Raw genomic sequence first — 13,399 nt, 5'->3', positions numbered from 1 at the left:
TTTTCTTGCCATCACAAGCGCGGCTTACATCACCGAGCGCTTAACGGTTTCACTGAACACCACGCGCTCCAGAATGGTCCGCACCGCCGAAGCATCCGCCGGAGGGTTGGGCACGGTTTCATAACGCAGCTTCAGGTAGTAGGCGGTATCCGGCTGTGGCTTGAAGCCTTCGATTTCGCCATAGAACAGCTGCCAGGGCTGCTGGTCACTGCTGCGCACTTGCAGGCATTGCATCTGCCCGGCACCGGCACTGCAGTTCTTGCGCACGGCACTCACATACAGATACTGCGGCCGCGGCACCGGGGCCGTGGCGGCTGCGCTCCGGCCTGCGGCCTTGTCCAGCTTGCGCACAAAGCGGTATTCGCCCGCGCTACCCGTCAGCAGCAGTTGCTGCTTGCCATCGGTCTGGATGCGGAAGGGTTGCGACAACAAACCGATATAGGCTTGCTCGGTCTGCATCATGGCCGGAGAGCACATCATGCGCGTGGTGGCGATCACCAGCTTGCCCTCGGCATTGCTGTGGCCGGTAAAGCGGTTACAGCCGGCAAAGCCGCTCACCCGGCCATCCTGCACCGACAAGGTGGGCAGCGGACCACTCACGGCAGGTGACGCCAACTGCCATTCGCCAGCAGGTAACTCCGCCTGCGCCCAGGCCGGTGCAGACAACAGAGCAGCCAGCAATAGCGTTATTTTGCTGTGCATGTCGAACTCCTTAAATTAATAAAGGCTAATATTTAGGAGTCCGCAGCAAGCCCAGAGTTCCGCCTGGCCTGGCGTACCACTCAAGATAAGCGTGAGCGCCACATGCAAAAACCCCGCCATGCCGGCGGGGTTGTGTGGGGTGATACCTTGACCAGCAGGGCTTAATGCACCACACCCTTCACCAGGTCTTCCACCACTTTCTTGGCATCGCCAAACACCATCATGGTCTTGTCCATGTAGAACAGCTCGTTGTCGAGGCCGGCATAGCCCACGCTCATCGAACGCTTCACCACGATCACGGTACGTGCCTTGTGCGCTTCCAGAATCGGCATGCCGTAAATGGGGCTGGACTTGTCCTTCTGCGCCGCCGGGTTCACCACGTCGTTGGCACCAATCACCAGCACCACGTCGGTATTGTTGAAGTCGGAGTTGATCTCCTCCATCTCCAGCACCTGCTCGTACGGCACTTCGGCTTCGGCCAGCAGCACGTTCATGTGGCCCGGCATGCGGCCAGCCACCGGGTGAATGGCGTAGCGCACGGTCACGCCCTTCTCGTGCAGCAGTTCGGCAAACTCCTGCAGTGCATGCTGAGCGCGCGATACCGCCAGGCCATAACCCGGCACGATCACCACGCTGTCGGCATTGCTCATCAGGAAGGCGGCGTCTTCTGCCGAACCGGACTTGTAGTTCTTCGGACCGCTGTCAGCAGCCGCACCGCCAGCCGCCGCCTCGGCACCAAAGCCACCCAGCAGCACCGACACGATGGAACGGTTCATCGCCTTGCACATGATGTAGGACAGGATGGCACCGGACGAACCCACGCAGGCACCGGCAATGATCAGCACCGGGTTGTTCAGCGTGAAGCCGATACCCGCCGCCGCCCAGCCGGAGTAGGAGTTGAGCATGGACACCACCACCGGCATGTCGGCACCGCCAATCGGGATGATCAGCGTCACGCCCAGTACCAGCGCAATGGCCACCATCGCCAGGAAGGCGGCATGGCTGTCGGTCACGAAGTAGGCCACGCCAAAACCCACCATGGCCAGGGCCAGCACCAGGTTCAGCAAATGCTGACCATTGAAGCTGACGGCCTTGGAACCAAAGCGGCCGGACAGCTTGCCGTAGGCAATGACCGAGGCGGTAAAGGTGATGGCACCAATAAACGCGCCAATGAACAGTTCCACCTTCTGCACCGGGGTGTGTTCCACACCGGTATGGAAAATGGCAGCCACGGCAATCAGCACCGCGGACAGGCCCACCAGCGAGTGCATGGCGGCCACCAGCTCCGGCATGCCGGTCATTTCAACCGTTTTGGCCTTCCAGCCGCCAATCACGGCACCACCGATGATGGCAGCGGCAATCAGCCCCAGCACCGGCTTGTCCATGATCATGAAGGTGGTGCCCACGGCGATGACCATGCCGATGATGCCGAACTTGTTGCCGCGCAGCGCCGTCACCGGGCTGGACAGCCCCTTGAGCGCCAGGATGAACAGCACGGCCGCCACCAGATAAAGTACTGCGGAAATATTAGCCATGGTTCTTCCTTATTTTTTCTTCTTCTTGAACATGTCCAGCATGCGCTGGGTGACCATGAAGCCGCCGAAGATGTTGATGCTGGCCAGGAAGATGCCGATGGTACCCAGCACCGAGGTGAGGGTGATTTCGGAACCGTTGATGTCCACCACCTGCAGCATCGCGCCGACGATGATGATGCCGGAAATGGCATTGGTCACCGCCATCAGCGGGGTATGCAGCGCCGGGGTGACGTTCCACACCACGTGGTAGCCGACAAACACGGCCAGCACGAAGACGGTAAGGCTGGCGATAAAGGGATCGACCATCTCTGTTCTCCTTAGTTGGCCGCCGGGAAACGTACCTGGCCGTCGTGGGTCACCAGGGTGGCCGCCAGCAGGTCGTCTTCCAGATTGAGGGTGAAGCCTTCCTTGCTCAGCATCAGCGACAGGAAGGTCAGCAGGTTCTTGGCATACAGGCTGGAGGCATCCGCCGCCAGTTCGCCCGGCAGGTTGAACTGGCCCACCACGGTGACGTGGTTGTCGGTCACCACCACTGCGCCCGGCTGGGTCAGTTCACAGTTGCCACCGGCTTCAGCGGCGATGTCGATGATCACCGAACCCGGCTTCATCGCGGCCACGATGTCGGCGCTGATCAGCGTCGGGGCCTTTTTGCCCGGAATCAGCGCGGTGGTGATGATGATGTCGGCAGCACGGGCGTGCTTGCTCACCAGTTCGGCCTGACGACGCTTGTAGTCGTCCGACATTTCCTTGGCGTACACGCCGTCGCTGGCAGCCTTTTCTTCATCGGTCATCGGTACTTCGATGAACTTGCCGCCCAGCGATTCCACCTGCTCCTTGGTGGACGGACGCACGTCGGTGGCTTCCACCACCGCCCCCAGCCGCTTGGCGGTGGCAATGGCCTGCAAACCGGCCACCCCCACCCCCATGATCAGCACCTTGGCCGGCTTTACCGTACCGGCAGCCGTCATCAGCATGGGCATGAAGCGCGGGTAGTAATGGGTGGCCAGCAGCACCGCCTTGTAACCGGCAATGTTGTTCTGGCTGGACAGCACGTCCATGCTTTGCGCGCGCGTGGTACGCGGCAGCAGTTCCATGGCAAAGGCCGATACCTTTTTGGCCGCAAGCTGCGGGAAGGTGCTGTTCTGGTAGGGGGCCAACTGGCCGATCAGCACCGCGCCGGTTTTCAGCTCGGCAATGCCGGCTTCGTCCAGCGGACGCACGGTCAGCACGATATCGGCCTGGGCCAGCGCCTGGGCACGATCCGGGGCAATGCTGGCCCCGACATCAACGTAAGCCGCATCGGGAGCGGCGGCAAACTGCCCGGCTCCCTGCTCGACCACCACGGAGTGACCCATGGCAACCAGCTTTTTCACCGTTTCCGGTGTTGCGGCCACGCGTTTTTCACCAGCCAGCTTTTCAGCCGGAATAGCGATCTGCATGGTCAAATTCTCCTGCAAAGTAAAATGACAAAAAACAAAAACCAAAGATAGCGAACGCCCGTGCGAGGCCAATTTCGAACGAGCGTTTGAATTATATTAAAAACACGAATGTTGATTTTGCGCAATTCTTTTACACAATTGCGACATTTGCCTACCATATACCGTCTGACAATCCGGTCAACACGGCAGGGTCTCCAGGCAGGATCACTGCAAGACAGGAGCAGGTACCGGCAGGGCGGCGGCATCACCATCTCTCACCCCGAACCATCCGGCCTGCCACGGGCAGGCGGGTCAAGATCCGGGCAAGAGCAGTGCCGCGAATGGGAAAACACCTCGTCGAAAGACACTAACGGTTCGCCCTCCAGCTTGTAAAGCAGGGTTAACCATTAACACCAAGGTGCTGTAAACAAAAATGAATTATCGGTGTAAGCAACAGAAGAAGCAGGGTGACAACCGGCTTATCGTGCATTGCACCATCCTGCAAACTTGCTTGTCACTGCCGGTCGGCGCACACGGAATACCGTACAGGAAATGTCCGCAGCACAAGTCCGGAACCGCCAATATCAGCGTTTTATGATTTCAGATGCCAGCAGGATAGGCAGGACAGAGCGCCGGCCCGCCACACCGCGCAGCAGAGATGAAAGACGCGCAACTGCCGCATAAATGCGACAGCCGGCCAGGGATTCACAACAGGCTGCCAGCAGCCGCCAGCAGCAGCAACAGCACATCCAGCGCCAGCAGACGCCAGGGCGAACACATCCCCTGCAACAAGCGGCCCAGGCCAAACAGTCCAGCCAACTGCAACAGGGCAAAACCCCACAAGGCGGGCGTGGCCAGCACATCGCTCTGCCACAGATAGGCCGCGGCAGCGGCCGTCTGCAAGACAAACTGCCCCAGCGCCATCAGCATGGCCGCACGCGTCAGCGGCGGGTCATAACGCTGCCGGGCTGCTTGCAGGTCAAAGGCCGGGCTGTCGTCACGCACGCCGGGCGGCAGCCAGCCCGGTGCCTTGAACCACACCTTTAACTTGTCCTGCCAACGCGGCGCACGGCATGCCAGCCGCCACAGCGGCGCATAGCCGGATGCCACCGCCCACAGGGGATTCCAGCTATTGAGTGGCGTGCGGGTGCCGTACACCGGGGCTTCATCCTCTTCGATGAAGGTGCCGAACAGGCGGTCCCAGATAATCAGCATTCCGCCGTAATTCTTGTCCAGATACTGGTCGTTCACCGCATGATGCACCCGGTGGTTGGAAGGCGAGGAAAACACCCGGTCGAACCAGCCCAGCTTGCCGATGTGCTCGGTATGAATCCAGAACTGATACAGCAGCACGATCAGCCCGGCCAGGGCAAACTGGGCCGGCGGCACCCCCAGCAGGGCCATGGGCAGATAGAAGGGCCAGCCCAGAAACGCCACCGTGCTTTCCTGGCGCAAGGCGGTGGACAGATTGAAATGCTGGCTCTGGTGATGCACTGCATGTGCCGCCCAGAACACCGCGCTTTCATGCCCCACGCGGTGCAGCCAGTAATCGCAGAAGTCGAACATGACAATGGCCAGCAGCCAGCCCCAGGGCGTGGCCCACAAAGCAGCGTGCGGAAAGATGGCCAGGTGCTGCCAGGTCAGCGCATACAGGCCAAGCTGGAACAGCATGCTGACACTGGCCACCAACTGGCTCTGCAGCCCCTGGCTCAGGCTGGCCAGCGCATCGCTCAGGCGGTAGGTATTCCGGCCAACGGCCAGGCCGTAGCCGATTTCCACCAGCATCAGCAGCAGGAAAACCGGGAAGGCGTATACGGTGATTTGTTCCATCAAACTTGATCCGCAAGACATGGCAAAACGGCACAACACGTGCCTGTACCCAACGGTACAGCAAAGCCCGGCGGAAGATTGTTGGAGTTTTGTTGCGACACGCGCCAGGCTGCTGGCAGCCTGGCTGAGTGAGGGCGCTGATGCGGCTTCGATGCAGAATGTTGAGAGCACTCATACAATGCTTACAGGGCAATGCTTTCAGCTTTTCAACAATCCTCATGTGTACCTAAGCGTGTACCTAAAACCAAAACCACCCCCTAGCTTGCCTTTGGAATCACCACGGATGGCAGCAATGTGACCAAGGTTTTGGCACCGCCCTTCCGCTCCAGGCGCGCTACATACCCGACACGGTACAACCCCCTGAGGGAAAAATTCCTGACTAGGAAACGATCGAGGCGCGCAATGCCCGTGTTAGGGGTGGTCCGGGGAAGGACCCAAGCACATATCATCATAACCCCCATGACTCTGGATGGAGGCCGGGAATCAAAATCAGATGCTTACGGCCAGCTAGTCTATGCAGCCCCCAAACGACATCCGACTCTAAGGACGCGCCCCATGCAAACAATGCCGCTGAATGATTCTTTACCGGTATTGACGGCGGGGCAGGCACCACCTTGCTTTTGCATGGTGACAATGGTGACATAGTGACACCGTTGATTTATAAGGATATTTTTTCCAAATGCTGTAGTGACAAGCTCTTTTGTCACTACAGTGACATCACAAACGAAATACTAGTACCGAAATGTTAAGCAAGCTGGATCTACTACTACTTCACATCAACCAGAGATAATTCTGGAACAAACATTGTAAGAAGATGCTCGGCGTGCATAATTTCTAGCCGGTGCCAATAGCCGCCATCTCTGCCAAAATTTCATCCGAGCGATCCATCAATTTCGGCAATCGATTTCGCTTCCTATTTTTTTCGGCCTTTACATTTGAGGCATGGCAAACTTTCTTGCTGACCTTACCCACCAATTTCTTATATTTTCTCCGATACTCGCTTGGAACATTAAGAGTACAGATTTGCGATTCAAATGGTAAGTTAAAATCAATCAAGGCATCCCGAATAATGGAGTCACCCATTTTCTTAGAAAAATTATTTAGCCATGACATAAAATCACGATATGAATGTTCCTGCAAAACCTGACGATCAACAAATGCCCTTAACACCATCAAACTCAACGCAGCCTGAGCATAGCCATATTTATTCTGCTTACTGGGCAAGCTGATAATATTAACCAACCTACTAATCCATATAGTATATGGATGCATAATTCTAACTGAAATCCATTTTTCGCCTGCATTAATAGAAAGAACTATCGAAGATTTAAATAGTACAACATCTGAGACACCAACTATCTTCTTTAGAAAGTCTATTTCATGCACTTCACCATTTACATCAATGGTTATTTTTGCAGAATTTGAGGTATTGTCATCCCGATCAGGAATCATAAGTACCCCACCATGCTTTTCTTTAACTTTTCTGGCTGTTTCTAACGAGCAAACGAAATCTAAGTCGTGAGTAATGGATGGCGGAAGGTCCTCAGGAATTACATCAGAAAGTCCCAGAAAGAATGTCCAAATAGCAAGAGCCTGACCACCAACTAAGATTGATGTGTCAGGCTCTTCTTGAAATACAGTTTCTAGAACATCTAGAAAATAACTTTTACCTTGATAGTAAATTTTAGGCCTCTACGCATTTACCAAGAAAAAGATTTATCGTAGCTAGGACCTTTAACAAGTCTCATAGCACAATTATCATCCTGAACTAGAACACTGGCAGCTCTTATAGCAGCAAAGCCCCTAACTCCTTGATCATCTAAAGAGTTTAGAAATACCTTCTGTCTCTCTGCCTTCTCTTCGAAAAAAAGGGAACTGAGTTTAGAGTATTCCATTATGAGCCTCACATTTATACTTACTTAGATTAGTCCCACTAATTTGAATAGTAGTTTCATGTAGGAATGAAATCAAAGAACACTATCCAATTTTGGGATAAATTTTAACTATTTATTTTTTTCGATTGATTGATTTTTTCAATCGAATGGGGAAGAAAAAAAAGACTTAAAAACCACATGTGTATACCCGAGTCTATCTCTATAGGGATACGAAACGCAAGGCAAAATGAACCTGATAGCAACCGCCAGAACACCGAAACTCTACCTCACTAAGGTGTGTTAGTTCTCAATATCTTGTGGGAATAGGCATCTTGGTCACATGATAAGAGTCTCCGCCAGACTGTAGGCCTATCCTTTCATACCAACTCAAACTGTTGTTTTTTCACAATCTTCCAGAGAAATATACGTTACAAATATCCCCATGAGCCAGCCACGACAGAGCAGAGGCGCACTGCCACCCTTCAGAGTGGGGGCAACTATTCTGGCGAGGCCATCGACACCCAAAGGCAGAACTGCTACCCAGCAAAGACAAACCGCCCCACTAGGGGCGGCAACAATTTCCTACCGTTAAGGGAGCGTACAACCTGTACACGTTGATGCTGAAAAGTCGTGCCGCTCAGGCGATTGTCATGTCATCTTGAGGGATTGACTTCCGAGGCTTCTTAGCGCCAGTGTTTTGAGGTGGTGGAATGTCGGACAAAGGCCTGCTTTCGGCCCATTCCACGACCTCCCTCCACAACCAGCCAACCCGGCCCCCGGAAATCTTGCGCGGGCCCGGCAGGTCGCCAGCTCTGACCAGTGCCTGCACGGTGGATATTGAAATGGACAGAGCTGCGGCAACAGACGGGAGGTCAATAAATATCGGTTGAATGAAGGCTTTCGGCTCGTTCTTTTGTCTTGGCAGATCTGTAGTTTGTGACATCAATATCTCCTAAATTGAAGCATCAACGATTCAACCAGGTATGGCAGCAGCGCCCGGTACGGGCCTGACACACGTCACAAGATCGCCATGTGCCCGCCTCGCCCACTGCACCGCTTTGCGCTGCGTAGCCTCTGGCAACGCCATCCACCACACCAGCCGACCGCCCTCCAACTCGATACGCCACAACCAGCAGCGACCGACCGTGACACCACCCCGTGGCCGGAAGTCATTACACAGGGCGGCATCCTCGGATTTGGGAGGTTGGTCCAGTCGCGCACACTGCAAGCGCACCAGGTCGGCACAGCCACGGCATAGCAGGGGCGTACCACCCTCCCTCAGAGCCGGGCCAGCCATTTCGGCGTGGCCATCGACGCACCAGGGCAAAAGCAAAGGATCACTTTCGCTTACATCGGGACCTCCGGCCACCAGATCAGAGGCCCCGTGAGCCGTTACAACGGAGGTCTGGGGCGGATCCCAAATACCCGCAAACCACTCCGCAGCATCAGCCATATGCGGCCCCGCTTTCATCCTCTGCACTGTCGATATCCAGCAAGCGGGATGTCACGCAATACACCTTCACCCGGCCATTCTTGGCCCGTGCTTCTGGCGTGGCGCGGGTCTGATACATGAAGCCTGCACCCTTGGTCACATCTAGCGCCCCAGCGGCAGCCAGCAGCTTGCAGGCATGCTGGTAATCAAAGCCCGCACATATTTCCTTACGGAAGCTTTCCGGAAAAACAAAGTACTCCGTCACGCCACTAGACTTGTCGCGCCGACGATAGCCGCAGCGGTTCATTGTCTTGGGTGCATGATCATCTGGCATTGGGCCGCCACCGGTTTCATCGTGCAAGATGCTTTCATCTGAGAGCCGGGTGAAACGGTCCTCGCCATGCTGCTCAAAGAACAACCGCAGCTTGGACAGGATTTCCTCATCCTCACGATTCCCGACCGTGCCACGCGCGGCCAGCCAATCGGCAAAGCACACATGGGCAGCTTTCCATGCCTCGCCATTACCCCAGCCGGTAACACCCCACATCGAGGCCAGCTCCCCCGCCATAGCCACCAGGGCAAAGCGGGATGCTGCTCTATGCACTTGGCCATGGGCAGCCGCAGGCAATGCATCATTGCAGAACCGGACAATGCCATCTCGGATAAGACTGGCCACATTGCCACGCTCTGACACCAGCTTTTCGATAAATGCCCGGGCTGGTGTGCCGTGGTATTGCGCAACCGCGCCCTTGAGCTGATCAGCCAGCGTCTTACCGCTGCCCAAACCATGCAGATGATTGAACAGGCCCAAGGATTCGCCTGCATCGGCCTTGATTGCCAGCATGCGGATTTCCATCCCGGCCTTCATTTCCTTGCGGGCCTCAGCCAGGTGGGCGGCCAGGGTCTTTTCACCAGACGACAAGAACAGCAAGCGCCATTCCGCTACGCTCCCACGACTACCGCCACGATCATTGGCACGGTTCTTACCCCGCCCATTACCCAGCATGTAGATGGTTTCGCCCACAATTCGCGGGTCACACTGGTGGATTTCATCTAGCGGGAGCAGACAATCAGAATAGGCAGCCGCAAGCGCCTCAATGGCGTTATCCGTGGCCCGCCATGTCTGCATATAGCCAGACGTACCAAACACACTGGCTGCAACCTGTAGCAGCGTGGTCTTACCCTGTGAGCTATCGCCGTAGAAGTGAAAGCCACCGGACTCGGCACCAATGATGTCCAGTAGCGGACCGGCAAACGCCACTGACACGGCAAAGGCCAGGCGACTATTGCCAACACAATACTGACCAACCTGCTGCTGCCATTCTTGCAATGTACCGGCAACCTGCATCACCTCACGCTGTTTATTGGAGGCCTGAAACACCAACTGCTCTTGGCTGCTGCCCACCTGACCATCTGGCAACAAGAATGCATCCCCATGCCAGCCCAAGCGCGGCACCATGGTTGCGCGTGCCGTGCCGGTATAGCGGCCTAGGTACTCCAGCAGCCTTTGTCGGGCCTTGGGGCCTGACCCCATACGCAGGCCACGAGACATCAGCCCCTTCACCACCTCCGCACCCTCAGACGTGGCCAGCATTTCAGCCGGGATATTCCATTCCTTTTGGGTCCGATCCTGATCAGCAAACCGGACCAAGACGCCCCAATTTTCGCCACTCTTATCGCGTGTGCTGGCCACAATCTCCAGGGAATCGCAGACCCACATGGCGTCATCCATGTCGGCAGTCTGGAACCATAAGCCGCCATCCGTAACCCGGAACGGGCCACCCTGTGAATCAGCCTTCGGACGCTTTGGGGCTTGCTGTGTAGCCGACGGGGCTCGGCTGCCGGTGTCCACACCAGCAGCAGTGGCAGCCTGAACAATCTGCACAGTGCCGTCTTGAGCCAAAAGCATAGCCAGGTGCTCAGGGGTCCAGCCACGGGGCAGAGCATCGGCAGCATCATCCCCCTTGCCCCACGCGCCATCGCCCACCAATGCAGGGGTAGAGGCATCACCAGCAGGTGCAAACCGCTCAAAGCTGGCCGGGTCAATCACGGCAACGCTACGCGCTCCCACCTTTTTCAGCTCAACGGCCACCGCGCTGGCGGCCTGCTCTCCCGGCTGGTCATGGTCTGGCCAGATCAGGCAATCACGGCCTGCAAGTGGGCTGAAATCCGCCTTGCTCACGGCCTCAGCCCCATTCATCCAGCAGATAGCAACATGATCAGGCAACAGCTTGGCTGCAGCATCGGCAGCCTTCTCGCCCTCGCAGATCACCACACCAGCATCAGGACGCAATGCTAGGCGGTCCAGTCCATATAGCGGACGGGGCGCAGGCAGTCCCTTCCATTTCCATACCCGCTTGCCCGTGGCCTGATCTACCCATACCGACAACGGCAGATAGTCCTTACTACGGCCATTACCGCCCGGCTCCAGTCTGGCCACGAACACCAGCGGCAGCCCATCCGCATCGTTATAGCGCCATACCTGCACTACCTTGCCCGGATGCTTGGCCTTGCTCTTAGGCATCAGTCCCAGCATGTCGGCAGCAATCGGCAATAACGGCTGTTCACCGGCAGGAGCCGAAACAGGGGCCGGCAGCTGCTGTTTTTCAGTGGCAGGGCTGGCCACGCCAGACGAGATACCCAGCAGCTTGGCCAGCTCCTTGCAGGTTTCACCTTGCGGCATGCCACGCAGATAAGCCACCAGGCTGACAACGTCACCGCCCTTATCACCGCAAGAAAAATCAGCCCATGCACCGGTATTGGCATTGACCGAAAACGAGCCATAGCCTTTATCCGCACGCTGCGGATTGATCATCTGGATTTCATGCCCGTGCTGTTTCCAATGCACACCAGCCCAATCCAACACCCGCGACAGGTCCCCCAGGGCTGTGCGGTTTACTTCATCAAACGGCAATTTGGCTGCCATGCTCCACCTCAAGTCCATCAAGGGCCATGGCAGCGCCATTGGCCACATCCTCAATCAGTCCACCTAGCAAGCCGCTGGTGGTATCACTGCCGAACAGCTCCAGTGCATCGGCAATGAGGGGCAGCAAGGGCAACAGAAAGGCCGTCAATACCGCCTGTCCGGCCAGCTCTTGGCCTTCTGCCGTGGCTGCTGCCGCCCGCGCTATCGTGACTTGCTGCAATAGATTCACGGCAATGTCTGCACCGGCTTTTTCAGCCATTTGCAGCACCGCAGCGTCAGCAGCAGGCAAGCCGGGGGCCTCCCGCCCGTTTTTAGGGAAGGTTGTTTGGAGTGTCATCGCCTTACTCCTTGGCGGGGAGAGCCGGAACCGGCTCAGTTGTATTGGTATCCGGCAGAGAGCTGCATTCAAACCACAATGCAGCACTGCAAGAGGCAATCAGCCTCAGGGACACAGAGATGGCAGTGCCAGGTTGCGAAGTTTCCTTATCCTGGACGCGCACATCCTCCAGCAGATACACGATGTCGGTAATGCTGGCCGTGATGTTTTCGAAGGTTTGGAAACGAGAAGAGGGACAAATCAGAGGATTCAGCTCGGCAGCCTGTTCGCGCTCTTCGCCGGTGCGGGTAGCGGCCCCCAGGAAAGCAAACAGACGGCCAGACTCATACGACAACGCCCCGCGACACACAGCCAGCAACGGCATGGCCATGTCGATGGCTTGGCAAAGGCAATCATGCCAGTCAGCAGCACCCGGATTATTGCCACGAGTAGCAATAGCTTTCTCAAGAGCAGCACTCATTGTGCCAAAGGCCCCGATAATCGCTTCAAAGGTCATTTCTGCACCATCAGCAGCAATCAGCGGGTTCAATTCCATTGCGTCAATGCGGTTCATGCTTTCACCTCGCTCACAGTAAAACCTTGGTCGGTAGACTGGATGCAAACGCGCTTGCCACGCGACACCAGCAAAGCGGATAAGGCCCGGGCTTCCGTCAGGGTGGGTAAAGTAGAAACAACAATGGAAATGGCAGGAAACAAACGCGTGAGAGCGCAGGAAATGCTAGGCATGATGGCCTCCTTACTGAGCGTTAAGCCCGCTCCCAACTTTCCACGGCTGGGGTGGCAGGCACATGGTGGGATGTGGAAAACCGGCAGTAAGGAACCGGCATACCCGAAGGTATTCCCACCACGGCCCGCCATAGAAGAAGACGCACCAATGGTGTGTGACGGACGTAAAAAATGCCGCAAGTGGCGGCTGTCCGCCTTACTGATCGGGTTTCCACGCCCGGCACCGCTATTGAACAGTGCATAGCCATTGTTAACCATGGCTAATTTCCAGTCAACGACGTTGAACGGATTGCCATGAAATCGTACAGAATCAGACATGGCACTCCCCCCGATAAAGCTGGTGTTGTGCCAGCCGGTGGAATGCCGCAGAGCGGTATCCGGCACTGCTTTTGATGGCTTCAACGCATACCGGGCAGACAGGCGCGTGATAGGCATCACCTGACGATGACAGGGCCAAATCAACTGCCCCTCTGTTGCGCTGGCCGCACACCGTACAATGCATAGCAGCGACAGTATGTGCAGAAGGGCTGGAGGCGGTGTTAGAATCGTTGCAACCGGGACGGAGGCGACTACCATTTCGGTGCTGTATTTCAGTAGAGGCCCTGTGTTCCCGCACGGG

At 56.4% G+C, this 13,399-nt stretch carries 11 protein-coding genes; all 11 read right to left on the bottom strand.

What is annotated here, in order from left to right; genetic code table 11:
• Positions 1 to 24: 24 nt before the first annotated feature.
• Complete coding sequence (locus DLM_RS20690) at positions 25 to 702, bottom strand: META and DUF4377 domain-containing protein (RefSeq protein ID WP_089082999.1); 678 nt, start codon at positions 700 to 702, stop codon at positions 25 to 27.
• Positions 703 to 863: 161 nt separating this feature from the next.
• Positions 864 to 2,237: an NAD(P)(+) transhydrogenase (Re/Si-specific) subunit beta gene (locus DLM_RS20685; RefSeq protein WP_089083000.1), complete on the bottom strand. Its 1,374-nt coding sequence runs from the start codon at positions 2,235 to 2,237 to the stop codon at positions 864 to 866.
• 9 nt (positions 2,238 to 2,246) lie between these two features.
• Positions 2,247 to 2,543 (bottom strand): proton-translocating transhydrogenase family protein, encoded by a 297-nt coding sequence (locus DLM_RS20680; protein ID WP_045848133.1) that lies wholly within the window; start codon positions 2,541 to 2,543, stop codon positions 2,247 to 2,249.
• Between the two features lie 11 nt (positions 2,544 to 2,554).
• Positions 2,555 to 3,676: a Re/Si-specific NAD(P)(+) transhydrogenase subunit alpha gene (locus DLM_RS20675; protein WP_089083001.1), complete on the bottom strand. Its 1,122-nt coding sequence runs from the start codon at positions 3,674 to 3,676 to the stop codon at positions 2,555 to 2,557.
• A 684-nt stretch (positions 3,677 to 4,360) separates the two neighbouring features.
• Complete coding sequence (locus DLM_RS20670) at positions 4,361 to 5,485, bottom strand: sterol desaturase family protein (RefSeq protein ID WP_089083002.1); 1,125 nt, start codon at positions 5,483 to 5,485, stop codon at positions 4,361 to 4,363.
• An 834-nt stretch (positions 5,486 to 6,319) separates the two neighbouring features.
• The gene (locus DLM_RS20665; protein ID WP_089083004.1) at positions 6,320 to 6,937 is read right to left on the bottom strand and encodes a hypothetical protein; all 618 of its coding nucleotides are present in this window, start codon (positions 6,935 to 6,937) and stop codon (positions 6,320 to 6,322) included.
• 1,059 nt (positions 6,938 to 7,996) lie between these two features.
• The gene (locus DLM_RS20660) at positions 7,997 to 8,302 is read right to left on the bottom strand and encodes a helix-turn-helix transcriptional regulator (protein WP_089083005.1); all 306 of its coding nucleotides are present in this window, start codon (positions 8,300 to 8,302) and stop codon (positions 7,997 to 7,999) included.
• A gap of 502 nt (positions 8,303 to 8,804) precedes the next feature.
• Positions 8,805 to 11,717: a DUF927 domain-containing protein gene (locus tag DLM_RS20650; RefSeq protein WP_167467185.1), complete on the bottom strand. Its 2,913-nt coding sequence runs from the start codon at positions 11,715 to 11,717 to the stop codon at positions 8,805 to 8,807.
• Entirely contained in the window at positions 11,695 to 12,054 is a 360-nt protein-coding gene (locus DLM_RS20645; protein ID WP_089083008.1) for a hypothetical protein, read from the bottom strand. The genes DLM_RS20650 and DLM_RS20645 overlap by 23 nt, the downstream gene beginning before the upstream one ends.
• A gap of 4 nt (positions 12,055 to 12,058) precedes the next feature.
• Positions 12,059 to 12,607 (bottom strand): hypothetical protein, encoded by a 549-nt coding sequence (locus DLM_RS20640; protein WP_089083009.1) that lies wholly within the window; start codon positions 12,605 to 12,607, stop codon positions 12,059 to 12,061.
• The gene (locus tag DLM_RS23230) at positions 12,604 to 13,098 is read right to left on the bottom strand and encodes a hypothetical protein (RefSeq protein WP_145985910.1); all 495 of its coding nucleotides are present in this window, start codon (positions 13,096 to 13,098) and stop codon (positions 12,604 to 12,606) included. Before DLM_RS23230 ends, DLM_RS20640 begins: the two co-directional genes overlap by 4 nt.
• Between the last annotated feature and the right edge of the window lie 301 nt (positions 13,099 to 13,399).

This window comes from Aquitalea magnusonii (assembly GCF_002217795.2).
Taxonomy (GTDB): domain Bacteria; phylum Pseudomonadota; class Gammaproteobacteria; order Burkholderiales; family Chromobacteriaceae; genus Aquitalea; species Aquitalea magnusonii_B.
This window is presented reverse-complemented; position numbering and strand designations above follow the sequence as displayed.

Bases quoted from the DNA above. Each gene is read 5' to 3' on its own strand.
- DLM_RS20665 (WP_089083004.1), bottom strand. From the start codon at position 6,937: ATGATTCCTGATCGGGATGACAATACCTCAAATTCTGCAAAAATAACC.
- DLM_RS23230 (WP_145985910.1), bottom strand. From the start codon at position 13,098: ATGTCTGATTCTGTACGATTTCATGGCAATCCGTTCAACGTCGTTGAC.
- DLM_RS20685 (WP_089083000.1), bottom strand. From the start codon at position 2,237: ATGGCTAATATTTCCGCAGTACTTTATCTGGTGGCGGCCGTGCTGTTC.
- DLM_RS20660 (WP_089083005.1), bottom strand. From the start codon at position 8,302: ATGTCACAAACTACAGATCTGCCAAGACAAAAGAACGAGCCGAAAGCC.
- DLM_RS20650 (WP_167467185.1), bottom strand. From the start codon at position 11,717: ATGGCAGCCAAATTGCCGTTTGATGAAGTAAACCGCACAGCCCTGGGG.
- DLM_RS20640 (WP_089083009.1), bottom strand. From the start codon at position 12,607: ATGAACCGCATTGACGCAATGGAATTGAACCCGCTGATTGCTGCTGAT.
- DLM_RS20670 (WP_089083002.1), bottom strand. From the start codon at position 5,485: ATGGAACAAATCACCGTATACGCCTTCCCGGTTTTCCTGCTGCTGATG.
- DLM_RS20645 (WP_089083008.1), bottom strand. From the start codon at position 12,054: ATGACACTCCAAACAACCTTCCCTAAAAACGGGCGGGAGGCCCCCGGC.
- DLM_RS20680 (WP_045848133.1), bottom strand. From the start codon at position 2,543: ATGGTCGATCCCTTTATCGCCAGCCTTACCGTCTTCGTGCTGGCCGTG.
- DLM_RS20690 (WP_089082999.1), bottom strand. From the start codon at position 702: ATGCACAGCAAAATAACGCTATTGCTGGCTGCTCTGTTGTCTGCACCG.
- DLM_RS20675 (WP_089083001.1), bottom strand. From the start codon at position 3,676: ATGCAGATCGCTATTCCGGCTGAAAAGCTGGCTGGTGAAAAACGCGTG.